This window comes from Parasulfitobacter algicola (assembly GCF_013315265.1).
GTDB classification, from domain to species: domain Bacteria; phylum Pseudomonadota; class Alphaproteobacteria; order Rhodobacterales; family Rhodobacteraceae; genus Parasulfitobacter; species Parasulfitobacter algicola.
In genome coordinates, this window is sequence record NZ_JABUFE010000007.1 from 34,922 (window position 1) to 58,768 (window position 23,847).

At 50.7% G+C, this 23,847-nt stretch carries 25 protein-coding genes; 5 read left to right on the forward strand and 20 right to left on the reverse strand.

Translation table 11 applies throughout. The features are described from left to right. Nucleotides 1-3 precede the first annotated feature (3 nt). Nucleotides 4-891 carry a helix-turn-helix transcriptional regulator gene (locus HRQ87_RS12255; RefSeq protein WP_174138726.1) on the forward strand — a complete coding sequence of 296 codons (888 nt, stop codon included), beginning with the start codon at nt 4-6 and terminating at the stop codon, nt 889-891. 36 nt (nt 892-927) lie between these two features. Here HRQ87_RS12255 and HRQ87_RS12260 read toward each other — a convergent pair whose 3' ends face one another. The 3 genes from HRQ87_RS12260 to HRQ87_RS12270 are packed head-to-tail and all read right to left on the reverse strand — an operon-like array spanning nt 928 to nt 3,220. Beyond that, a complete protein-coding gene (locus HRQ87_RS12260) occupies nt 928-1,746 on the reverse strand; it encodes an ABC transporter substrate-binding protein (protein ID WP_174138729.1) in 819 nt (272 codons plus the stop codon). 24 nt (nt 1,747-1,770) lie between these two features. Beyond that, nucleotides 1,771-2,520, reverse strand: coding sequence for an ATP-binding cassette domain-containing protein (locus tag HRQ87_RS12265; protein WP_246252224.1), 750 nt, complete (start codon nt 2,518-2,520; stop codon nt 1,771-1,773). Beyond that, a complete protein-coding gene (locus HRQ87_RS12270; protein ID WP_174138731.1) occupies nt 2,513-3,220 on the reverse strand; it encodes an ABC transporter permease in 708 nt (235 codons plus the stop codon). Before HRQ87_RS12270 ends, HRQ87_RS12265 begins: the two co-directional genes overlap by 8 nt. A gap of 349 nt (nt 3,221-3,569) precedes the next feature. On the opposite strand from HRQ87_RS12270, the gene HRQ87_RS12275 reads away from it, so the two are divergent. Both HRQ87_RS12275 and HRQ87_RS12280 read left to right on the forward strand, forming a co-directional pair. Further along, nucleotides 3,570-5,150: a substrate-binding domain-containing protein gene (locus HRQ87_RS12275; RefSeq protein WP_174138732.1), complete on the forward strand. Its 1,581-nt coding sequence runs from the start codon at nt 3,570-3,572 to the stop codon at nt 5,148-5,150. Between the two features lie 123 nt (nt 5,151-5,273). Then, nucleotides 5,274-6,419, forward strand: coding sequence for an ABC transporter substrate-binding protein (locus HRQ87_RS12280; protein WP_174138734.1), 1,146 nt, complete (start codon nt 5,274-5,276; stop codon nt 6,417-6,419). A gap of 78 nt (nt 6,420-6,497) precedes the next feature. Here the strand turns inward: HRQ87_RS12280 and HRQ87_RS12285 are convergent, their stop codons facing one another. The 5 genes from HRQ87_RS12285 to HRQ87_RS12305 form a co-directional block, all read right to left on the reverse strand. Next, a complete protein-coding gene (locus HRQ87_RS12285; protein ID WP_174138736.1) occupies nt 6,498-6,977 on the reverse strand; it encodes a hypothetical protein in 480 nt (159 codons plus the stop codon). Next, nucleotides 6,919-7,209 (reverse strand): GIY-YIG nuclease family protein, encoded by a 291-nt coding sequence (locus HRQ87_RS12290; protein WP_174138737.1) that lies wholly within the window; start codon nt 7,207-7,209, stop codon nt 6,919-6,921. Before HRQ87_RS12290 ends, HRQ87_RS12285 begins: the two co-directional genes overlap by 59 nt. 72 nt (nt 7,210-7,281) lie before the next feature. Next, nucleotides 7,282-7,770 carry a 30S ribosomal protein S9 gene (gene rpsI / locus HRQ87_RS12295; protein WP_174138738.1) on the reverse strand — a complete coding sequence of 163 codons (489 nt, stop codon included), beginning with the start codon at nt 7,768-7,770 and terminating at the stop codon, nt 7,282-7,284. Between the two features lie 2 nt (nt 7,771-7,772). Further along, nucleotides 7,773-8,231 (reverse strand): 50S ribosomal protein L13, encoded by a 459-nt coding sequence (gene rplM, locus HRQ87_RS12300; protein ID WP_174138739.1) that lies wholly within the window; start codon nt 8,229-8,231, stop codon nt 7,773-7,775. A 152-nt stretch (nt 8,232-8,383) separates the two neighbouring features. Further along, nucleotides 8,384-9,781, reverse strand: a complete 1,398-nt coding sequence (locus tag HRQ87_RS12305) for an aminotransferase-like domain-containing protein (RefSeq protein WP_174138740.1) — start codon at nt 9,779-9,781, stop codon at nt 8,384-8,386. A 107-nt stretch (nt 9,782-9,888) separates the two neighbouring features. Between HRQ87_RS12305 and HRQ87_RS12310 the strand changes: the two genes are divergently transcribed. Then, complete coding sequence (locus HRQ87_RS12310) at nt 9,889-10,110, forward strand: DUF1127 domain-containing protein (RefSeq protein WP_174138741.1); 222 nt, start codon at nt 9,889-9,891, stop codon at nt 10,108-10,110. A gap of 53 nt (nt 10,111-10,163) precedes the next feature. Here HRQ87_RS12310 and HRQ87_RS12315 read toward each other — a convergent pair whose 3' ends face one another. From HRQ87_RS12315 to HRQ87_RS12365, 11 genes are all read right to left on the reverse strand, one after another. After that, nucleotides 10,164-10,574: a PaaI family thioesterase gene (locus HRQ87_RS12315; RefSeq protein ID WP_174138742.1), complete on the reverse strand. Its 411-nt coding sequence runs from the start codon at nt 10,572-10,574 to the stop codon at nt 10,164-10,166. A 14-nt stretch (nt 10,575-10,588) separates the two neighbouring features. Beyond that, nucleotides 10,589-11,368 carry an enoyl-CoA hydratase-related protein gene (locus HRQ87_RS12320; RefSeq protein WP_174138743.1) on the reverse strand — a complete coding sequence of 260 codons (780 nt, stop codon included), beginning with the start codon at nt 11,366-11,368 and terminating at the stop codon, nt 10,589-10,591. 57 nt (nt 11,369-11,425) lie between these two features. Continuing rightward, nucleotides 11,426-11,872 carry a cytochrome c-type biogenesis protein gene (locus HRQ87_RS12325; protein WP_174138884.1) on the reverse strand — a complete coding sequence of 149 codons (447 nt, stop codon included), beginning with the start codon at nt 11,870-11,872 and terminating at the stop codon, nt 11,426-11,428. Next, nucleotides 11,872-13,995, reverse strand: a complete 2,124-nt coding sequence (locus HRQ87_RS12330; protein ID WP_246252240.1) for a heme lyase CcmF/NrfE family subunit — start codon at nt 13,993-13,995, stop codon at nt 11,872-11,874. The genes HRQ87_RS12325 and HRQ87_RS12330 overlap by 1 nt, the downstream gene beginning before the upstream one ends. 69 nt (nt 13,996-14,064) lie before the next feature. Beyond that, entirely contained in the window at nt 14,065-14,640 is a 576-nt protein-coding gene (locus HRQ87_RS12335; RefSeq protein WP_174138745.1) for a holin family protein, read from the reverse strand. After that, a complete protein-coding gene (locus HRQ87_RS12340) occupies nt 14,631-15,242 on the reverse strand; it encodes a holin-associated N-acetylmuramidase (protein ID WP_174138746.1) in 612 nt (203 codons plus the stop codon). Before HRQ87_RS12340 ends, HRQ87_RS12335 begins: the two co-directional genes overlap by 10 nt. Before the next feature lie 53 nt (nt 15,243-15,295). After that, nucleotides 15,296-15,754, reverse strand: a complete 459-nt coding sequence (gene ccmE / locus HRQ87_RS12345) for a cytochrome c maturation protein CcmE (RefSeq protein ID WP_174138747.1) — start codon at nt 15,752-15,754, stop codon at nt 15,296-15,298. A gap of 7 nt (nt 15,755-15,761) precedes the next feature. Continuing rightward, nucleotides 15,762-16,790, reverse strand: a complete 1,029-nt coding sequence (gene argC / locus HRQ87_RS12350) for an N-acetyl-gamma-glutamyl-phosphate reductase (protein WP_174138748.1) — start codon at nt 16,788-16,790, stop codon at nt 15,762-15,764. 90 nt (nt 16,791-16,880) lie between these two features. Then, nucleotides 16,881-17,693 carry a glutamate racemase gene (locus tag HRQ87_RS12355; RefSeq protein WP_174138749.1) on the reverse strand — a complete coding sequence of 271 codons (813 nt, stop codon included), beginning with the start codon at nt 17,691-17,693 and terminating at the stop codon, nt 16,881-16,883. Then, complete coding sequence (locus tag HRQ87_RS12360) at nt 17,693-18,574, reverse strand: lysophospholipid acyltransferase family protein (RefSeq protein WP_174138750.1); 882 nt, start codon at nt 18,572-18,574, stop codon at nt 17,693-17,695. Before HRQ87_RS12360 ends, HRQ87_RS12355 begins: the two co-directional genes overlap by 1 nt. A 69-nt stretch (nt 18,575-18,643) precedes the next feature. Next, entirely contained in the window at nt 18,644-22,048 is a 3,405-nt protein-coding gene (locus HRQ87_RS12365; RefSeq protein ID WP_174138751.1) for an indolepyruvate ferredoxin oxidoreductase family protein, read from the reverse strand. Nucleotides 22,049-22,193: 145 nt separating this feature from the next. Here HRQ87_RS12365 and HRQ87_RS12370 point away from each other — a divergent pair, with 145 nt between their 5' ends. Further along, on the forward strand, nt 22,194-23,099 hold the full coding sequence (locus HRQ87_RS12370) for a LysR family transcriptional regulator (protein ID WP_174138752.1): 906 nt from the start codon (nt 22,194-22,196) through the stop codon (nt 23,097-23,099). A 186-nt stretch (nt 23,100-23,285) separates the two neighbouring features. On the opposite strand, the gene HRQ87_RS12375 is transcribed toward HRQ87_RS12370, so the two are convergent. Beyond that, complete coding sequence (locus HRQ87_RS12375) at nt 23,286-23,747, reverse strand: Lrp/AsnC family transcriptional regulator (RefSeq protein WP_174138753.1); 462 nt, start codon at nt 23,745-23,747, stop codon at nt 23,286-23,288. Nucleotides 23,748-23,847: the final 100 nt, after the last annotated feature.

Below are 23,847 nucleotides of genomic sequence, written 5' to 3' on the forward strand. Positions count from 1 at the left end.
GGCATGACCATAACGCCCGCAGATTATCTGACCACCAAAGAGCTTGCTGATCTTCTGCGGATCAAAGAACGCAAAATCTATGATATGGCATCCAACGGCGACGTGCCTTGCGTACGTGTTGTGGGCAAATTGTTGTTTCCAAGGGCCGAGATTGAGACTTGGCTAGGCTCAGCCAGATCCGGTCCATATAGTGCGCCCCAGATTTTACCGAATACCTTTGCAGGCAGTCATGATCCGCTGTTCGAATGGGCCCTGCGCGAGTCTGGCAGTGGACTGGCTGCGTTCTTTGATGGCAGTCATGATGGGCTTGATCGCTGTGCCGCAGGTGATGCCATGGGCTGCGGTCTGCACATACATGAAAGCAATGGCTGGAATATTAAAACTGTGGCGGATCATATGGCGGATCAGCCTGTTATCCTGATTGAATTTGCGCGCAGACAGCGCGGGTTGTTGATGGCGCAGGGCAATCCAAAAGCTGTCACTGGCCTGCAAGACATAAGCACGCTACGCATCGCCCAACGCCAACCCAGTGCTGCTAGCCATCGCTTGTTTGAAAAACTGGTGTCTGAAGCCGGTTTTGACATCTCCAAGCTAAGCATGCAACCGACGCCAGCCCGAACCGAGCAAGACGTCGCATTGGCCATTCTTGAGGGCAAAGCGGATACCGGATTTGGTCTTCAGGCGGTCGCGGTACAATTTAAACTGGATTTTTTACCGGTGATTGAAGAACGGTTTGATCTGCTGATCTGGCGCAAAAGCTATTTCGATCCTGCTTTCCAGACACTGTTTGATTTCCTGAAATCTGACGGTTTCAAAAAACGCGCCGCTGAAATGACTGGTTATGACATAACCAATCTAGGGACCGTGCACTATAATTCAGCCTGTCTATAACACGCCGCTGTGCAGAACCTGCATTATTGGCTGCCGCTATTGCACGGCATTTGGAAAAAACAGTTGTTGGCCATCAATCTGATATGCGGCAATTGCTGCCTGCCCGTCTGCGCCTGTCAACCAATCGATAAATGCCTGGCCTGCATCCGCTTTGACATTTGGATGCTTGTCCGGGTTCACTAGAATAGCACCGTATTGATTGAACAGACGCGGGTCGCCTTGAACCATGATCTGATAATCATCCTTATTGCCAAACGATATCCATGTGGCACGATCTGTCATGACATAGGCCTGCATGCCAATGGCGGTATTCAGTGTCGCCCCCATTCCCGACCCAGTTTCGCGGTACCACGTCCCTGATGCCGCGTTGACGTCTATGCCCGTTTCAGACCACAGGCGCTGTTCGGCCTTATGGGTGCCAGAGTCATCGCCCCGTGACACGAAAACCGTCTGTGATTTAGCCATTTCAGACAAAGCCGCAACCACATCACTGCGGCCCGCAATTCCCGCAGGATCATCAGCGGGGCCGACAATCACAAAATCATTGTACATCACATCAAACCGCTGCACGCCCCAGCCGTCGGCGACAAAGCTTTCTTCGGACGGCTTTGAATGCACTAGCAACACATCACCATCGCCGTTCGTTGCATTGCGAATGGCCTGGCCTGTTCCAACGGCAACGACACGGACCTCGATACCGCTTTGTTCTTCGAATTCCGGCAATATCGCATCCAACAATCCCGAATTCTGTGTCGAGGTTGTGGATTGAACGATGATGAAAGGCTTATCGGCATGCCCTTTTCCGACCGACAGAATAACCATGATGGCCACTGTAAAAGATATGCGTCTTAGCATTTCATCCTCGTGTATTTTGGTGGATTAGAAAAGAAGGCCACCCGCCAAATAATGCTTTGCAGCGGTTGATTTCGGCTCAGTCAGAAAATCAGATACCCCAGTCTGTTCCAGCACCTGACCTTTGTGCAGAAACACGATTTCCCCACCCAGACGGGACGCTTGACCGGGGTCATGTGTCACCATGATAATCTTTGTGCCCGCATCATTGGCTTGTCTGATCAAGGCTTCGATTGCGTGTGTTGCCGATGGATCAAGACTGGCTGTGGGTTCATCTAAAAACAGTATCTTGGGCTTCAACGCCAATGCCCGCACCAAAGCCAGACGTTGCTGTTCCCCGCCCGACAACGTTCGTGCAGATTGGCGGGCTTTTGGGATCAGATCGGCCATCCGAAGCAACGCATTCACGCGATCCTTACGCACAGCACGTGGAATGCGGTGTGCCTTTAGAACAAAATCGATATTTCCAGCCACTGACCGGCGCAACAAAACGGGCCGCTGGAAAACCATGGCCTGTTGCACGTCAGTATCAAAATCAACGCGCCCTTGTGTTGGTGAAATCAGACCATGCATCAGCCGCAGCAACAGGCTTTTACCCGCCCCATTCGGTCCCATGATCAAAGTCGGGGCGCCCTGTCGTATCGTTAAATTCGGGATATTCACAAGATGCTGTTCATCCCGGATCAACCGAATATCACACAACTCAAGCACAGTTGGCGCTTTAGGGTCCATGATGGGCGATGTTTGCCACACGGCTTTGTTGACCTGTTCAAGCATAGGCTGTTTGCCTTGCGCCTTGGCCGATAAAACTGACCGCCGCGTTTACGATCAGCGCCAACAGCAACAAGATCACGCCCAAAGCCAAGGCCAGTTCCAGATTGCCTTTTGATGTTTCAAGCGCGATGCTGGTCGTCATCACCCGTGTGACATGATTGATATTTCCCCCCACAATAATGACCGCGCCCACCTCTGCGATGGCACGTCCAAAACCTGCAAGTACTGCGGTCAGCAAATTATAGCGCCCATCCCACAATAAAACGGGAATGGATCCAAGGCGTGATAACCCGATCGACCGAAGCTGTTCGTCGTATTCGGCGTCAAGAACCTGGATAATCTGGCGCGACAATGCTGCGATGATGGGCGTGATCAAAACGACCTGCGCGATGATCATGGCAGTTGGTGTATAAAGCAGCTGCAACACACCCAATGGACCAGAATTCGATAACATCAGATAAACCAGCAAACCAACAACGACAGGGGGAAGCCCCATCAATGCATTGATCATGACCACTAAAATCTGCCGCCCACGGAAACGGCTGACTGCTAAAAAGGCACCAAGTGGTAATCCAATCACCGATGCAATCATCACAGCCGTTAAGGACACGCGCAACGACAATAAAACGATTGCCCACAACTGCGCATCGCCAGAAAGGATCATTCCAAATGAGGAATGAAGAGAAGATGCAAAATCCTGCATTATTATGCAAATATTCCCTTTTTTGGATAAAATGCAAGAATAAGGGTCATAAATCGCAGATTAAATAACATGAGTATCTATAATCACGATCTACGTTCGTGAAAATCCGTGAAAATCTACATTATTTATGCTATAAATCTTAAAAGATCTCTGAGCAGCATAGTCTCAGGTAATAATCTTGTCTTTTTTAAGATTGTTTATTCACCAAATCGTCTAATTTCACATCATTTTTCTTAATTCGAGCACAATAACGTCAAACTGAAAACATAGCTTAAAGACGAAATACAATAAATTCAAACCGTAGTGGCCTGCGTAAATAAATCGAAGACCACCTTGGAAGGAGACCCAAGTGCCTAAAAAAATAAATTTACTTAAGTCAACGTCACATGTTGCTTTCGCGCTGTTCGCGACGTTTGCGATCACAGGAAGTCTGTCGGCACAGGATGTTCAACTTCAGTCAAGCGACGGGACTTTTTCGGCGCGCGGGCAACTTGTGAACTATGAAGGCGGCTTTTATACTATTCGCACCAGCCTTGGGACGATGCGTATTTCCGCTGAAAACATGGTCTGTAATGGCGATGCATGTCCGCAACCGGATCTTTCTGCCGAAGGCGTTATGATTGTTGGTTCAGGCTCAATCGGTCTTGGTTTAATGCCCCTCTTGCTTGATGGATTTGCAGCAAGCCAAGGGGCGGTTGTCGATACAAGTCAGGACAATGGGATGCTGAATGCGACTGTTATCTCTGAAGCTGGTTTCGGTGATCCAATTGGTGAATTCAAAGTAAATTCATCCAGTTCTAGCGAAGGCTTTCAAGCGCTGCAAAACGAAAACGTCCACATCAATATGTCGTCACGGCGTATTCGCCCGCAAGAAGCCCGATCGCTGCGCGATGCAGGCGCGGGCAATATGATTGATGTTGGTCAGGAACATATCATTGCGGCTGACAGTATCGCCGTCATTGTTCATCCAAACAATCCGGTGCAATCTATTTCTCTTGAAACACTTGATCTTATTTTCAGTGGGAACATTACCAATTGGTCCGAATTGGGTGGGTCAAGCGCGCCAATTACAGTTTTTGGCCGTGAATCTGGCAGTGGCACAGCATCGGTGTTCGAAGAAAAGATTTTTGCGGCATCCGGGCGACGCAAGTCCAGTTTTGTTCGTGAAATCAACACCTCGCAAGAGATGAGCCGCGTTGTTTCATCTGATCCAAATGCTATCGGGTATGTGGGTACTGCCTTTGTTCGCGGCGCCAAGGCGCTTGATATCGTCAGCAGTTGCGGCATCAGAACAAGCCCCACATCGTTCTTGGCCAAGACAGAGGAATATCCGCTGCAACGTCGGCTGTATTTCTATAATCGCGCTGATAACCTGACCTTCGAAGCCCAAGACCTGATTGATTATGCAGTGTCTTCCGAGGCCGACAATATTATAACAAAAGCAGGTTTTGTGGATCTGGGCGTGCGTCGTCTTGCAATGGATAATGCAGGCACACGGATGCAGGATTTGATCCAGTCTACCACCGATCCATTTGAACTTGGCCTGATGCGCGAAATGCTTGTGGACATGTTCCAATGGGACCGTCTGTCGACAACATTCCGCTTTTCATCAGGATCAAGCCGTTTGGACGGAAAAGCCCAGGTGGATTTGCAACGTCTTGTTGAATATCTGCAATTGCAACCGCAAGGCACAGAAGTTTCGCTTGTTGGGTTTACCGATGGGGATGGCGCTTTTGAAGCCAACCGCGCGCTTTCGGTTGGTCGTGCACAGCAGGTTGTCGATGCTATCCAGCTGTTTGCGGGACCTCAGCTAGAGAAAATCAGCTTTGTCGCCAAAGGATACGGAGAGATGGCTCCTGTTGCGTGCAACGATACGCTTGACGGAAAGCGCATCAATCGCCGTGTTGAGGTTTGGATCCGCAAGCCTTAATCGCCACAACTGATGATAATGTCGGGGCGGCTTTGAACGGTATCAAAGCTGCCTCTTTTACAAATAACCGTATTGAACTGGCAGTTCTGTATTGCTTTGTTCGCCCCATATCGGAGATACAAGATGTCTTTTCGCGCAAAGTTGGTGTTCGCGCTATCCGCACTCGTCCTTCCTTTCACGTCGCTTGCTGAAACCGGCGTTACAGATAACCAAGTGGTCTTTGGCCAAATCGCCGCCCTTGATGGCCCCGCTGCCCGTTTGGGATTAGGCGTTCAGGCTGGCATCAATGCCGCTTTCGCGGAAGCCAATGCCAAAGGCGGAATTAATGGCCGCACGTTGGTTTTGGAAAGCTTCGATGACGGCTATGAACCTGATCGTTCAATCGAACATATCAACACAATGATCAGCAATAACAAGCACTTTGCCCTGATTGGAACGGTTGGCACACCAACAAACAAAGTGCTGCAACCCATTGCGACCCAGGCTGACCTGCCTTTGATTGGCCCCTTTACCGGTGCAGGTTTCTTGCGCAATGCCGACAACAATAATGTCTATAACGTGCGCGGCACTTATGATGCGGAAACAGAAGCCTGGATCGCACATCTGGTTGATGATCTGGGTCTGAAAAAGATCGCAATTCTGTACCAGGACGACAGTTTCGGCCAAGCCGGGTTGAGCGGTGTAAATAAGGCGCTTGGTCGTCGCAATATGAAGCTGGTTGCCGAAGGCACATACACCCGCAACACCACCAATGTGAAAGATGCCGTCGTCAACATTCGGGAAATCAACCCCGACGCTGTGGTGATGGTTGGGGCTTATCGTCCAGTGGGGGAATTTATCAAACTGTCCCGTTCTTTGGATTTCACGCCCGTATTTGTGACCATTTCGTTCGTTGGATCGCAAGCCTTGGCGGATGAACTTTGGCCAGAAGGCGCAGGCGTGATCATCAGCCAGGTCGTACCATTCCCGTGGGACAAATCCATCCCGGTGGTCAACGACTATCAGACAGCACTCAAAGCCTATAACCCGAATGCATCGTTTGATTTTGTAACGCTTGAGGGATACCTGATCGGTCGTTTGGCCGTTGCCGCAGTGGAACGCGCTGGCTCTGATCTGACCCGTACAGCGTTTCTGGATGCGATTGAAAGCACATCATCGCTGGACCTGGGTGGCGTCAACATGAGCTTTAATGCAGACGACAATCAAGGCATTGATGAGATTTTCATGACCCGGCTTCTGCCCGATGGGTTCTTTGAACCGATTGAATAAAGTCGTAACATTATTAAGAAAATACCGGCCCTTTGGCCGGTATTTTTATTTGGAACAAATTACGAAAAGATATCTAAATCAAAGAGTATATGTGATCGGATTAGCGGCACCTTGCTTTTTTACAATCGACCGATTGATATATTTATTCCTGATATTGTGTGGTGCTTCCGTGCCTTCAAAACACCACCTGTTTTTGCTGCCTTCAGCGCGATACCAATGATCAACTTCAAAGACCTCAACAATAAAACCCCGAAATTCGGCCAAAACATATTTTAGACTTTTAGTACGGTTTTCACTGATCACGCAGCTTGCTTTAGTGACGTAATATATATCTTCACTTGATTGCGCCCGCTTATAATTTTTATTGATATTGATAATCACGCAACCTTCGCCCAAATTCGAAAGAGGTTCAGCCGCATATCTGCGATGAATATCATCTGCGGTCATTAATCCGAATAGGCTGGATTTATGGCCAAGTGCACGATTTGTTAGAGGTAATTCAAAATAGCCCGAAAAATCGATCAAAGCGGTCTCTAGCGAATATGCGGTTTTTTTCATTCAAACCATGTTGAATAATAAGATATTCAACTTTTTTATCCTGTTTGAGAATTTTTCGGATTGTCTCAATCTTATCATTCTCAACGGTACCCGTTAGCTTGTCTTTCGCATGATCGAAAACGCGGTTGCCTTTACCCTTTCCAATATAAAATGGTTTTTTAGTGTCAGGATTCACAAGACAATAAACGTAATACCCTATCTGTTCTTGTGTTTTTGCGTCGAACTCATCCATCATAAACTTTCCTTCTGAAATGAAAAAAGGGCCACACAATGTGCAGCCCTTTCAAGTTTATAACGGAAAATCTTAACGCTTTGAGAACTGGAAGCTTTTCCGCGCTTTTGCTTTACCGTATTTCTTACGCTCAACCACACGGCTGTCACGGGTCAGGAAGCCGGCTGCTTTCAATGCGCCGCGCAATGAGGGGTCATAAAGTTGCAGCGCTTTTGAAACGCCGTGCTTGACTGCACCCGCCTGCCCCGAAAGGCCGCCACCTTTGACCGTTGCCATCACGTCGAACTGATCTTCAACGCCGGCCACCTGAAATGGCTGGCGCAGGATCATTTGCAGAACGGGACGTGCGAAATAGTCCTTCATTTCTTTGCCATTCACGACAACCTTGCCAGAACCGGGCTTGATCCAAACGCGGGCGACCGCATCTTTACGCTTACCAGTGGCATAGGCGCGGCCCAGTTCGTCACGAACAGGCTCACGGGGGGCGGCAACTTCGACGATTGTCTCAGTGCCTTCTGCGACGGCGTTCAGCTCGTCGAGGGATTTGATCTCATCAGCCATCGTTACGCTCTCGTATTCTTTTTGTTCATGGATTTAACGTCCAGCACGTCTGGGTTTTGCGCCTCGTGTGGGTGGTCAGCACCGGGGTAAACGCGCAGGTTCGTCATAACCTGACGGCTAAGACGGTTGCCTGGCAACATACGCTTGACGGCTTGCATCACAACGCGCTCAGGGTGTGCCCCTTCCAGGATCTGACCTGTCGTGCGCGACTTGATCCCGCCAGGATAGCCTGTGTGCCAATAGTTTGGCTTGTCACGCTTCTTGCCGGTCAACTGGATCTTGTCCGCGTTGATCACGATCACGTTGTCGCCCATATCCATATGAGGTGTAAAGCTGGCCTTGTGCTTGCCGCGCAGGCGCATGGCAACAATCGATGCAAGACGTCCCAGAACAACACCTTCAGCGTCGATCAGGATCCATTTCTTGTCGATGTCTGCCGGAGTAGCAGAAAAGGTTTTCATGTGTGTACCCATGTTTAGTGTGCTGGCGGGCATTCCGCCGGAATTCGATGGATGGGTTATAAAGGTACTGAACACACAGTCAATACAGTTGATTGACTAATAATACTGCAATTTCAATATCTTATGAAATAGGTATTAATTTACCCCCATTCTTATACGCTTATCTGTTCCGGCGGATTGTCCAAAAGTGCGCGCAGGCGGTGCATGGCGTCTTCAAATGACGACAGGGCGACATGTGCATTCACTGCAATACGAACCGCATGAGGCGCGCGTCCATCCCGCAGGGCAAATTCATCTGCAGATCTGATCTGTACGCCCGCGGTTTCGGCGGCACGACAAAACGCGGCGGCACGCCAGCCAGAAGGTAAATTCAGCCAAACGAATGGTACATCACCATTCCAAACCAGATCAAATCCGCCCAAAACATTGACTGCAACACGAATATAGTCGCCCACCCTTTCACGGATGCGATGCGCGTATGTTTTTGCCATTGGGTCAGATAGCAAAAGCCGGGTTACTTCGGCAATCGGACGCGCCAAGCCAAAAAAACCATATTCAGCGGCGCGGCGCAAATCAGCGGACCGACCTTGTGGTGCAATCGCAAACCCAACACGTAACGACGGCGTTAACGTTTTCGAAATAGACGAAACGTGCCACGCACGGTTTGGCATCAAGGCGCGATAACTGGGGGCGATTGGCGTGTTCATGCGGTAACAATCATCTTCAAGAATATCGAAACCCAACCGCCCGGCGATATCAGCCAGTTTTTTACGTCGCTCAAGGGGGGTATGCTTGCCCGTAGGATTGTGAACTTCTGGTGATGTGCAAAAAATTTGCCCACCGGTTCTGCGCGCGATTTCTTCAAGGGCTTCGGGAATGACACCATTTTCATCCATAGGAACACCGACCACGTCAGCACGCAATGTTTCCGCAGCACGGCGAAACCCCGCATAACTAAGATCTTCAACCATAAGAACGGGTTTGGGGCCCGTCAGCGTGGCCTGCAATACAAGTGAAATGGCATTTTGTCCCCCATGCGCCAGTACAATATCCTGTTCGCTGATTTGGCCCAGTTGAATGTCATCCAGCCAAGATAAAACCGCTTGTCGAACCGGAAGATACGCATCACGGGTTGGGTAATGCAGGAATGCATCAATGTCTGTCGCTTTGGAAATATGGACCAATGCTTGCTTAATGGCATTTACCTGTCCGACATCCGGCAGGCGTGGGCTGAACAGATTTACGCTGTCTGCTTCGGGTGGTTCGTGCTGTCGGGACCAGACATCATCCAGCAGGCAGGTTGGCTTGGCCGCAACAAAAGTACCGCGCCCGACAACGGCTTCTAAAATACCCTGATCTGTCAAAACAGTATAGGCGCGCGCCACGGTACCTGGTGTCATTTCAAGCGACCAGGCCAATTCACGGACGGGGGGTAGTTTCGCACCTGCTTCCAGTTCACCACTATCAATTGCGGCTTGTATCGCCTTGGCTACGGCCTTGTATTTCGATGACGAAAGGTCGGCAAGAACTGGCCTCCAAATTGTACTCAATACAATACTCCTATAGACTGATACATTTTACTTTTGTATCCATATATTGTATCCATATATTTGGCAATAATGCCCCATTGTGTCAATACAATTTAAGGAATTGTCCCATGACATACGCACGCAGACAACAGATCGACTTTCTTGCCAATCGGCCTTTGACGCCGCTTTCGCAACTGGCGGTAACTGTGGCTGTGACGCTGGTCAAATGGAACGAACGTCGATGCAGCCGCATTGCCCTGAAACATCTGGACGATCATCTTTTAAAAGATATCGGTTTGAATCGCGACGACGCCCTTCATGAGGCCCGTCGCGTGTTCTGGCGCGACTAATCCCTGACGTGCCAGACCTCTTCCTGACCCGGCTTCGCGCCGGGTCTTTTTTGTTATTGATCCGGCGGAATTGAATACGTCAGCGTCGCGCGCGCCACCGGATCAGGCTTTCCATCGCTGTACAAAAGCGTGTCGCCCACCGCTAAGACACGTCCCATTTTCAACAGCTTAGCATGACAGATCAGATCCGTATTCGCCGCAGGCTTTCGCATGAAATCAATTGAGCAATTGGTCGTCACCGCCAATGCCTTGGGCCCAATCCGGGCCAAAATGGCAGCGTAAACAGCAACATCCGCCAAAGCAAACATGCTGGGCCCCGACACTGTGCCACCGGGCCGCAAATGTCGATCTGCCGTCTTTAATCGAACGACCACACCACTTTCAGACACCTCATCAAAAATGAAATCATCTGAGACTTGCGGAAATACGTCCTGCAGAAACGCCTTAAGCGCCGTTTTATCCATAGCAAGCACGGTGATCAGCGACCTTCGAATTGCGCAGGGCGTTTTTCAGTAAAGGCAATGACGCCTTCTTTGAAATCTCGGGTTTTGCCGCAATCACCTTGCAAATGCGCTTCAAGCGCAAGCTGTTCTTCCAACGAATTCTGGAACGTCCCGCGTATGGCGGATTTAATATGACGGTACGCAACGGTTGGACCTTTGGCCAACTGCTGCGCACGCGCGCGCCAATGGCTGGCAAAATCTGCGTCGGGCACAGCATCCCAGATCATGCCCCAATCACTGGCTTGGCGCGCTGAAATCTTGTCGCTGAACAAGGCCGCACCCATCGCCTTGGCAAACCCCATTTGTCGCGGCAACCAATAGGTACCGCCTGCATCAGGCATCAACCCGATGCGGGTAAACGCCTGAAGGAAATAAGCGCTTTCGCTGGCGATCACGACATCTGCAGCCAATGCCAGATTTGCGCCCGCACCCGCCGCAGGCCCGTTTACAGCACAGACCGACGGGATGTTGCAGTCAAAAATCGCACGCAGCATCGGCACATATTCTTCGCGCAGTGTCCGTTCAAGATCTAGATCAGCGGCAGTTGACGTGCGATCCCCCAGATCCTGCCCAGAACAAAACGCACGGCCCGCACCAGTCATCACAATCACACGCGCATTCTTTTCGGAATATTGGAATGCATCCTGAATTTCGGCCCGCATTTGCGTGTTCAGCGCATTCATCACGTCAGGGCGGTTCAGCGTCAGAACGGCCAGATCGTCGGTTATATCCAGGGTAATGGTGTCGTAATGCATCTTTGATCCTTCGGTCGCGGTCGATGCACCCTAACGAGTTTTGCACGCAGCGTGCAATTAGTCTTTCAGAAGTTCCGCTAAGCGCTTTTTTTCGTCTTCGTTCAAAGACGCTTCGGATGTTTCAGTCTGCCGCCCACGCAAATAGACAAATGCAATAATCAATGCAAAAAGCAGCATGATCGGACCGGATACCCATAATATCATATTAGATCCCGTCATCGTCGGCCGCAGCAATACATATTCGCCATAACGATTAACAACAAAGTCCATGACCTGTTCATCACTATCGCCTGCGACCAGGCGTTCGCGCACTAAAATGCGCAGATCACGGGCCAGATCCGCATTGGATTCGTCGATGTTTTCGTTTCGGCACACCAGACAGCGCAGATCATCAGACAAGGCCCGCGCACGTTCTTCCAAAACCGGGTCTGAAAGCACTTCGTCAGGCTGCACCGCAAAAACAGGTGCAGCGATCAAACACAGGATCAAAAGCAGACGCGCCATCATTCTGCGGGAACCGCGTTTGGCACGCGGGTTTTGCGTGCACCCGCACCAATACGATGCCGACGATCGCTTAGGGATAAGCCACCGCCCAAGGCCATAATAATCGATCCGGCCCAAATCCAATTGGCAAAGGGCTTGATATAGGTTCGTACGGCCCAGCCACCGTTCGCCTGCGGATCACCGATAACCAGATAGACATCACGCAGAATACCGTTCTTGATCGCCGCTTCGGTGGTTGGCATGTTTGCCACAGGATAGAACCGCTTTTCAGGCCTTAGTACTTCAACTTGGCGGCCATTTCGATAGACGATCATTTCAGCCATTGTGGTGATGTAATTCGGCCCTTCGGCCCTTTGAACATTGCGCAACTCAATCTCGTGGATGCCGACATCGAACCGATCCCCGATCTGGGCCACACGGATATCTTCCTGCTGCCAGGCCATCAACCCCGCCACGCCAAATATCGTGATCCCAAACCCGGCATGTGCGACAGCCTTGCCCCAATCGGCCCGCGGCAGACCGGCTAAACGACGCAGACGCGCACCACTTTTACCGGATCGTTGCCAAAGCTCCGTGATTGCTGCAAAGACCACCCAAGCACCCAAGGCGAGTCCCAGCGGGCCAAGAACAGATTGTCCGGTCTGAATTGTGAACACCAGCGCAATCAACGACACACCCAGAATAAATGCCGGGATAATGAATTTCGAAAGCTGTTCAAGTGTTTCGCGCTGCCACAGAAAAAGGATCATCGCAATGATGGCCACATAAATCGGGATACGAATGGACAAGCCCGCCTCGATCACAACCGCCAGAATAAGAAGGACAAAGCTAATGATCAGCGCTGGCAACAACAGCGGCATGATCTTTTCCATCCGCCCGCGTTTCCACGGTAAAAGGGATCCGAACGGAATAGCAATGGCCAGTAAAACCATAAAGGGTGTGAAGGCCTGATTAAAAAACGGCGGCCCCACACTGAGTTTCCGATCAAAAAGCAGATCAGCAACCAACGGCCACATTGTTCCGATGAACACGATAAAGCAACTGACTGCCAGCAAAACGTTGTTGATAACCAAAGCACTTTCGCGGCTGACTAAGGAAAAGACACCTTTTGCCTCCATGGCGGATGCACGGATCGCGAATAACACCAATGCACCGCCCATGAAGATGGCCGTGATTATCAGCAGATATACCCCGCGTTCGGGATCATTTGCAAAGGCATGTACCGATGTCAGAACCCCAGATCGCACGATAAACGCACCGATCAGCGAAAACCCAAATGCCAGGATTGCCAAAAGAATTGTCCAGCTTTTCAGCGCCTCGCGTTTTTCGACAACAATGGCCGAATGCAACAGAGCCGCAGCGATTAACCAAGGCATAAAGCTGGCATTTTCAACAGGGTCCCAGAACCAGAACCCGCCCCAACCCAATTCATAGTATGCCCACCACGATCCAAGGGCGATACCAATGGTCAAAAATACCCAGGCTGCCAATGTCCAAGGCCGCACCCACCGGCCCCACGCCGCATCAACGCGCCCCTCGATCAGGGCGGCGACAGCGAAAGAAAAGCTCATCGAAAGACCGACATACCCAAGGTATAAAAATGGCGGATGAAATGCCAAGCCTGGATCTTGCAAAAGCGGGTTCAGATCTTGCCCATCAAATGGCGGAACAGCCATACGAATAAACGGGTTGGATGTGAAAATAATGAACGCAAAAAAGGCAACAGCCACAGCACTTTGCACAGCCAAGACCCGTGCGCGCAATGTGGGTGGCAGCCCCCCACCGAACCAAGCGGCCATGGCCCCAAACAATGTCAGGATCAAAACCCAAAGCAGCATTGACCCTTCGTGATTGCCCCAAACACCTGTGATCTTATACAACATCGGCTTTGCCGTGTGCGAATTCAACGTCACAAGCTGAAGTGAAAAATCAGACACAACAAACGCATAAGTCAAAGCTGCAAAAGCAAATCCTGTCAGCAGAAATTGCGCTGTCGCGGCCGGTTCGGCCACGGCCATCCAATCACGTCGATTATAAGATGCGCCGACAAGCGGAACGATCATCTGAACAATGGCAACAGCAAAGGCCAGAATAAGGGCGAAATGTCCAAGCTCGGTTATCATGAACCAAGTTATAGGCACAAAGCGCAGCCTCGCCAATGGGCTGCGCTGACTTGTCCATCACGAATGTGTTTAAGCGCGCTTACGCCGCCAGTCAGACAAGGCTGGATTGTTTTCAAGTTCTAAGGCTTCAAGCGTCAGACTGGCATCTGGCCCTGTTGAAGCAACGCCGGGGGCCTGTGCCGCAAGTTCCTTCAAAACGCGTGTATTTTCAACAACCTGCGGAACACGCGCCATAGTTTCGGTGATGGATTTCTGAAATTCCTGGCTTTTCAGTTGATGTCGTGCACCGAAATAAAAGCTGACGATCGCGCCTAAAAGCCACCATAGCGGTTCTGGCACCAAAGCAATGCCCTGCATGCGACTGGCAAACCAGATCGGATCCACCATTGCTGCGACAAACAGCCCCAACGTACCCAAAGCCAATGCCGGTCGCGGCAACCGATTCACACCGTCCATAAAACGGTCAAAGCCACCTTGGCGTTGTACCGCAAATTCACTGCTGTGCTGTTGCAGTGCCTGTGCCCGCAAAGTGGCGTCCCTGCCCGCACCCGCTTCGGCGTTTTCAAAGAATACTTCGGCTGTTTCTTTGACAACGTTTCGACCGCCGCCAAAAATTACACTGAAAAATCGTTCAATCATGCCCATGATGCAACTCTCCTTGCGTGCTCTGCTTGGGTCAGGTGGTATTTTGGCGAAATGAATTCCTCGGCTCGGATAATCCAACCCCCTTTGCCTCCGTCGCGGCGGCGCGCAAATTTGCGCGATTGTGGGCGCGCATCACCCAAACGATAGTAATAATTGCGGCGAGCGATCCCATAAGCATCGGCTAGATGATCCGGCGCCGATGCATAGGCCGCATCCGTTGCCGCAATCGTTTGTGGACCGATTGCACCATCTACCGTTACAGGTTGTCCCATCTCGACCAGAAGCCGTTGCAGGATTTTCACGGCATTGCTGCCAGCGTTGACGTACATATCGAACACGGATGCCTGCAGCACCTTTGGTAACGCCGCGATCCGGGGGCGATTGAAGTAATGTTTCACAAAAATTTCGACCGCCTGCGCCTGCGTCAACCGCCGAACATCCGCTTGTGTCACACGGCCATCGCCGGTCAGATCCATCCCCAAACCGCGCATCGTATGGATCGTAACACCATAATTGGTCGCACCGCCCGGATCATCGGGATCATTCACATAGCCGCCTTCACGCACGACTATTTCTTCTGCAATATCGGATACAGTTTGCATCTGCCTATGCCCCATTTTTGGTTAACTGAGGGGCAAAAGATGCGTAACGAAGGTTAATTCGTCCCTATCTCAGCGTTCGGGTCCTGATAGACACCTTGCTCTTTCAGGGCATCAATCACCTCGGCCGGCATATAAGTTTCGTCGTGGCGCGCCAAAATTTCGGTTGCTTGAAACGTGCCATCAATTAAGCGCCCGGTCCCAACCATCCCTTCGCCTTCGCCGAAAAGATCAGGTAGAACGCCGGTATAGGCGACAGGCACTGAAGCACCACCATCGGTAACCCTGAATGTGATGGTTTCGCCTTGATCACGCACCAACGTTCCTTCTTCAACCAATCCACCAATTCGAAAAATCTCAGCCGAGGATGGAGGGGATTCAGCGATCTCACTCGGGGCACGAAAGAATTGAAACGCATCCCGACTGGCGTACCAAGTCAGTGCAAACGAAACGACCAACGCAAGTGAAATGATAAAAATCACCTGAATGCGTCGCTGTTTTTTCAGTGATTTCATCGTACCCTCATGGAAAGACCGGGACCATCATCAGACCCATTGTTTCATCCAGATTTAACATCAGGTTTGCATTCTGCAAGGCCTGCCCACTTGATCCTTTGGTCAAATTATCAAGTGCCGCAATCACAACAGCACGTCCTTCGATGCGGTCCGCCACGGCCCCGATATGGCAGAAGTTCGACCCACGAACATGCCGCGTCGAAGGATGCTGCCCAAAGGGCAAAACCTCGATAAAGACTTCGTTTGCATATGCATCGGACAGCGTTTGGTAAATTTTTTCGGCATCCCCTTGAACATAGACTGTCGCCAGAATACCGCGATTGGCAGGCAGCAGATGTGGCGTAAACTGTACTTTGATCTCACGTCCGGCAATTGCAGAAAACTCCTGATCGAACTCGGCCAAATGCCGATGGACACCACCCACACTATACGCATGTGCGCCTTCACTTAGTTCGGCATGTAACAAGTTTTCTTTTAGCGACCGTCCCGCCCCGCTGACCCCAGTTTTAAGATCAATGATGATATTATCCAAATCAATTGCGCCGGCCTTGATCAAGGGGCGCAAAGCGTACTGGCCCGTTGCCGCATTACAGCCCGTTCCAGCCACAAGGCGTGCGCTCGTAATCTGGTCACGATAGAATTCGGTTAATCCATAAACCGCTTCGCTTTGCAAATCGGTTGCAGCATGCGGTTTACCGTACCACTTTTTATAATCGTCAGGATCACGCAGGCGAAAATCAGCAGATAAATCAACAATCTTCATATCCGCAGGCAAATTGCTGATTACGGCTTGCGATGTCACATGCGGCAACGCGCAAAAGACCAAATCAACACAGCTGAAATCGATATCGTCGATCTTTTGTAGTATAGGCAAAGACAAATGTCGCAGATGAGGAAATACATCTGCCATCGCCATTCCGGCTTTGCGATCCGCAGACAAAGCCACAATCGTCATCGAGGGATGCGTGGCGATCAAACGAATAAGCTCTGCGCCGGTGTAACCACTGGCCCCAAGAATTGCGATATTGTGGGTCATATGCCGCCCTTTTCACGTCAACTTACGTCTAAGCAGCACATGACATATTGGCAAGAGCCGCCCCGATTACAACGCGTTTTATAGTTATTTTTATGCTGCCACAAACTCTATCCGTCGCTTCAGGAATTGCGTAGCTTTGTCAGACACGCGCGCCGGATCGCCGGTGGTTAAAAATAACGATTGTTCGCCATGACCCAGCATTTTTGGGTGTCGCTTCAGATAATCTGCAAGACTTTCAGCAACAAGTTTGGCTTGGGAATACACCTGAACATCTGGGCCAAGCGCATCCTGAAAAGTCTGTTCCATCAACGGATAATGTGTGCAGCCCAAAATTGCGGCTTCCGGGTTTGGCATCTTGCGTTTCAAGGCATCCACATGCGATCGCACCAGTGCTTCGGCCAAAATTTCATCACCATCTTCAATTGCATCAACAACACCGCCACAGGCCTGTGCTTCGACATCCACGCCAATCGCACGAAATGCCAATTCGCGCTGGAAGGCACGGCTGGACACAGTCGCGGGGGTGGCAAAAAGTGCCACATGCTTCACAGCGACCTCACGCGGTGGGGAATTGTCGCCCCACTGCCGCTCTGTCAGGGCTTCGATCAACGGTACAAAGACACCGAGCACACGCTTTTCAGGCGGTATCCAGCTTTCCTGCATTCGCCGCAATGCAGCCGCCGATGCCGTATTACAAGCCAGAATAACCAGATCACAGCCCACATCCCAAAGACGTTCGACCGCCTTGGTTGTCAGATCATAAACGTCATCCGCGTCACGCACCCCATAGGGCGCGTGAATATGGTCACCGAAATAAACAAACGGAACATCAGGCAGGCGTTTGGACACGGCTTCAAGAACCGTCAAGCCGCCCATACCGCTATCGAAAATACCAACTGCCATCAGTTTTTATATTTTTTCTCGAATTCAAAACCCTGATCGGACCATAGATATGGACGCGGTGACAGGCCATAGGTTTCTTTGCGAAGATACGACATCATTGCATTCGGTGCCTTGCGACGCGCATCAATTTCTGCGGGGTCAAGCGGTTCTCCAATAACGATGCGTACAGGCTCATCCAGACGTGACTTGAACTCCTTGATCAACAGTCCAAGGCGAAGCGTGATGTGCAAATGGCTGGCAATCTGAAACAGACGCGAATTATGCCCGTCAAAAAATGCCGGAACCACCGTAGCATTCGACTTGGCAACCATCTTTGCCGTGAATGACCGCCAACCGGGATCCATGGGCTTGGCAAAAGGCTTAGCAGCCGTCGAAACCGTTCCGCCTGGAAAAACTCCGATTGCCCCGCCTTGATTAAGATAAGCCAGCGCATTCTTGCGCGTTTGCAGATTTAGCTGAACCGCTTCTTTCGTCTCATCAAATGACACTGGCAGGATCACCTTGTCCAAATCGCTGGCCTTGCGAAACACGCTGTTGGCCAAAATACGAAAATCTCCACGCACCTGGCTTAAGATATGGCCCATCATCAAGCCGTCCAAAATACCGTACGGATGATTGGCGACCATGATCAACGGCCCTGTTTTCGGAATGTTGTCCAATGATCCGCCGACCACGTTCAAGCTAAGACCATACCGTTCCGTCATCACCTGCCAGAAGTCACGGCCCGCGGCGACCTCGTCTTCATAACCTTTGGCGCGTTTGATCAAGCGCAAACGCCCTGTGGCATTTTCCATGATACGAATAACCGCCCTAGCCCCACGGCTGTTGGCCGAGCTTGCATAGCTTATCTCACGAGCAATCTGACGTTGTGACATACTCATTACCTCTTGGCTTATCTGTTCTGTAAGCAGGTTTGTGTGATGTGGCTAGTCAGATTTTCGTCACTTGTATTATTCCGCAGCGGTACTTAATGGCGCAGTTTGTGCGCGGAACATAGCAAACAGTTCTTGTCTGCGTTGTTCAGCAGCCTTTGCGTGCGCCTCTTTGACAGGGCCGAAACCCTTGATCTGCAATGGCAGCTCCGCGATTGCGATGGCAAGATCCAGCGTTTCGGGGCGTAAATCGCGCAAGATTTCTTCTATATCAACTTCGTATTGGGTGACCAGCGCACGTTCCATCCTGCGTTCTGCGGTATATCCAAAGATGTCCATAGGTGTTCCGCGCAAAACTTTTAGCTTTGATAACGGACCAAAGGCTTTGGCAATCCAGCCCCCAAATTCGCGTTTTTCAGGCCGACCATTTGACCCCATGCGGCTAAGTAACGGCGGCGCAAGGTGAAACCTGAATGACAGATCACCCGCAAATTCAACCTTGGCTTTTTGCGCTGTTGAGCCCAGCAATCGCGCCACTTCGTATTCATCCTTATAAGTCAGAATCTTGTGATAGCCTTTTGCGATTGCCTCTTTCAGGCGTTCATCCTGAACCCGATTAACCAATCCAAGGTAACGGTCAGCCAGCCTTTGTGACTGATACTGCACAATATGCTGTGCCCTAAAATCAATCTTTTCACTCAAGGATTTCGGCTTTGAAACAACAACTTGCGTCAACTGCTTTTCGGCCTGATCTGGATGTTCAACTGCCCAACGACCAATTTCGAATGCGCGCTGGTTACGGTCAACGGCTGCCCCATTCAGTTCAATCGCGCGGGTAATCGCGTCATAGCTAAGCGGGATCAGACCACGTTGCCAGGCCGCACCGAACAAAAGCATGTTGGAAAATATCGAATCTCCAAGCAGCTTTTTCGCCAGATCCGAGGCATCGAACATCGACAATCGATCCTTTAGGCGGGCTTCAAGCGCAAGACGTAACTGATCAGACGGCAAACGAAATTCCGTATTGCGGGTGAAATCACCTGTGATGATCTCGTGACTATTCACAACCCCGCTCGTATGTCCGGCTTTCATCAGTCCGATGGTCTTGGCGCCAGCACTTACCACCAGATCACCACCGATCAGGGCATCGCATTCACCGGTTGCCACACGGATTGCGCTGATATCTTCCGGGGCCTCGGCCAGACGGCAATGAATATGCACCGCACCGCCTTTTTGTGCCAACCCTGCCATTTCCATCATCGCAGCGCCCTTGCCATCAATATGCGCCGCCATCGTCAAGACAGCCCCAATAGTCACAACGCCGGTCCCACCAACACCAGTGATCACCACATTATGGGTGCCAGCAATCGTTGGCAGTTGTGGCAATGGAATATCCGGCAAATCAACGTCAGATGTTGCCTCTTTACGGATTTGCGCACCTTTTACTGTGACAAAACTGGGACAAAAACCGTTGACGCAGGAAAAATCCTTGTTGCAGGATGATTGATCAATTGCACGCTTGCGGCCCAACTCCGTTTCAACAGGCACAATGGACACACAGTTAGATTGCACCCCGCAATCGCCGCAGCCTTCGCAGACATCTGTATTGATGAACACACGTGCATCCGGGTCAGGGAATTTACCCCGCTTCCGGCGACGGCGCTTTTCAGCAGCACAGGTTTGAACATAAACAATCGCCGACACACCTTTGATTTTGCAGAACTTATCCTGAACGGACATCAAATTGTTGCGTTCATGACGTTCGACTTCGCGCGTGAATAACGACAGATCGACCTCTTCCTTGGGATCATAGACCATCGCCACATGCTGAACACCCATGGCGACCAGTTCGCGGCAAATCTGATCAGCGGTCAGATTGCCTTCGTTCGCTTGCCCACCGGTCATGGCAACAGCATCATTGTAAAGGATTTTATAGGTAATATTGGTGCCCGCCGCCAAAGCCGCCCGCACCGCCTGAACACCGGAATGATTATAGGTACCATCGCCCAAATTCTGGAATACATGATCGCGCTTGGAAAACGGGGCCTCGCCCACCCAATTCACGCCTTCGCCACCCATCTGGGTAAACCCGACGGTCTCGCGATCCATCCATTGGACCATATAATGGCAGCCAATACCGGCATAAGCGCGGGATCCTTCGGGCACTTTGGTCGAACTGTTATGGGGGCAACCCGAACAGAAATAAGGCAGGCGTGCCGCGATTTCCTGTGCATTATCAGCTTTCTTAGCATCCTGAAGCATCTGCAAACCATGACGCAGTTGTTCTGTATCGCGGCCCTCCTCAATCAGAATGGCACCCAGTTTTTCAGCAATCATGATCGGGTCCAGCGCACCTTTGGCCGGGAATAATGTCTGCCCCCGACCATCCTGCCCACCATAGACCCGACGCCCGTGACGATCATTAAAGATCGCCTCTTTTGCCTGAACTTCGATCAGCTTACGTTTTTCTTCGACGATGACGATCAGGTCCAGACCTTCCGCCCAATCGGAATATCCTTTGACATCCAGAGGCCAGGTCATACCAACCTTATAGGTTGTGATGCCTAAGCGCTCAGCCTCGGCTGCATCAATGCCCAAAAGATGCAACGCATGGGTCAGATCCAGCCAGTTCTTACCAGCTGCCATAAATCCAATCTTGGCACCAGGTTTTCCCCAAACCCGTTTGTCGATTTTATTTGCATGACCAAAGGCTTCTGCGGCGAACCTGCGGTAATCCATCACCCGCGCCTCTTGCGCTTGGGGGGTGTCGACCAGCCGTATATTCAAGCCACCGTCGGGCATGTCAAATTCGGGCAGAACAAACTTCAGACGATGCGGATCGCCATTGACAACAGCCGTTGCTTCGACCGTATCTTTCATACATTTCAACCCGGCCCACAGCCCTGAAAACCGCCCCATGGCGATACCGAACAAACCGTAATCCATGATTTCCTGCACACCGGCAGGGCTGAGGATCGGAATGAAACTGTCAACCATTGTCCATTCAGACTGGTGCAGTGTCGTTGAGCTTTCGCCCGTATGATCGTCGCCCATCGCGACAAGAACACCGCCATTCTGCGATGCACCCGCCATATTGGCATGACGAAAGACATCGCCGCTGCGATCCACACCGGGGCCTTTGCCGTACCACAGACCAAAGACACCATCGTATTTTCCTTCGCCACGCAATTCGGCCTGCTGACTGCCCCAAAGGGCTGTGGCGGCAAGATCTTCGTTCAAGCCCGGCTGGAATAGAACCTGAGCCGCCTCAAGCTGTTTTTCTGCACGCGCCATTTGCATATCAACAGCACCAAGCGGCGATCCGCGATACCCAGTCACATAACCCGCTGTATTCAACCCTGCCCGTTCATCCCGCGCACGTTGCATCAGCATTAGGCGAACCAATGCCTGTGTTCCGTTCAGAAGCACCTGTGACTTGGATAAATCATACCTATCTGACAAAGAAATATCTTGTCTGGTCATTGAGCACCTCCCAATGCTTTGTTAAAGCTATTATAGGTCAAAAACCCTGACCTACAAATAAAATTGACGCTGCGGTACTCTTTGCCAGATACACGCAACATTAAGTAAGGCTGAACAGAAAAACTTTTCAGGTGATTGCGCAAAAATGGACTGGGACAAACTAAGAATATTTCACGCCGTCGCAGATGCGGGCAGCCTAACGCATGCAGGTGATGTTTTACACCTGTCACAATCCGCTGTCAGCCGACAAATTCGTGCTTTGGAAGAATCACTTAATACAACTTTGTTCCACCGCCATGCACGTGGATTGATCCTGACAGAACAGGGTGAGCTGCTGTTTGACGCGACATCTGCAATGAAAAAGCGGCTTGATACGGCCGAAGCCCGCATCAAAGACAGTGAAGAAGAAGTGTTTGGCGAATTGCGCGTCACCACAACAACCGGCTTTGGAACGCTTTGGCTAGCGCCACGGTTGCCGGCATTTTATGACAAGTATCCAGACCTTAAAATTGATCTGATGCTGGAAGAACGTGTATTGGATTTGCCCATGCGCGAAGCCGACGTTGCCATTCGCATGAAAGAACCATCGCAAGCTGATCTGATACGCAAAAAGCTGATGGCCGTTCGTATGCGACTTTATGCAACGCCTGCCTATCTGGATCAAAACGGAACCCCCGAGCATCTTGACGACATCGCCAATCACAGGCTGATTTGCCAAAGCCCGAACTCAACTCAGGTCGGCGCCGGTGCAAGTCTTGCGCAACATCTTATGACATACGATCTTAAGAGCCTTTTGACCGTAAATAATTACTTTGGCGTGCTTCAGGGTGTGCTTAATAACCTTGGTATTGGCATTTTGCCGGATTATCTGATCGAGGATTTCCCGGATATGGTGCGTGTTTTACCAGATATTGAGTCGGGTGAAGTCCCCGTTTTTCTTGCCTATCCAGAAGAATTACGCCCTTCAAAGCGCATTGCGGCCTTCCGTGATTTCGTTCAGGACGAGATCATTGCGCACCGTAGGCGACTAAAATTAAACAAAAACAACTGAGACTTGCGCGCAACGCATAGCGGTTATGTCTTATTTGCAGCATTTTTAGACTTGTTTGCGATACCATCGCTGATTAACTAAGCAAATGAAGACAACAAATGGTGTCTTCATACCTCCCTGTTGGACTTCGGCCGAGCTTTGTCTCGGCCATTTTTTTTACCCGCAGGATCGCGCAATCCTTAAGATCTACAAAGGCAGCGCAGTAGTAGATTTAATCTCCTCCATCGAAAGCAATGCTGTCACGTTATAAACGCGCACCTCTGAAATCAGCGCCTGATAGAATGCATCGTATGCGCGGGCATTTTTGACACGCACTTTCAGAATGTAATCGATATCCCCCGCCAAGCGATGCGCTTCTTGTACCTCGGGGCGGGTTTGCAAGGCGTGCAAGAATTTCTTTTGCCATTTGGATTCATGTTCGGACGTGCGGATTAGCACGAAGAAACATGCTTCAAAGCCCAAAGCTTCTGCATCCAACACAACCGTCTGCGGGCCAATCACACCTGCATCGCGCAGTTTGCGGATGCGATTCCATACGGGCGTCTTCGATGACCCCACTTCGCGCGCGATTTCGTCCAGGGACCGCCCCGCATCGCGCTGCAGCGCCGCCATGATTTTCCGATCTGTGTCGTCTATCCGGATATCCATTCTGTTTTTCTCTCTATTCAGGAAAAATCGCACCTATAAGGAAATTCATAAGAACAATCATCCTTATCTACAAGCACATATAGCATTAAATTGGGAAAAT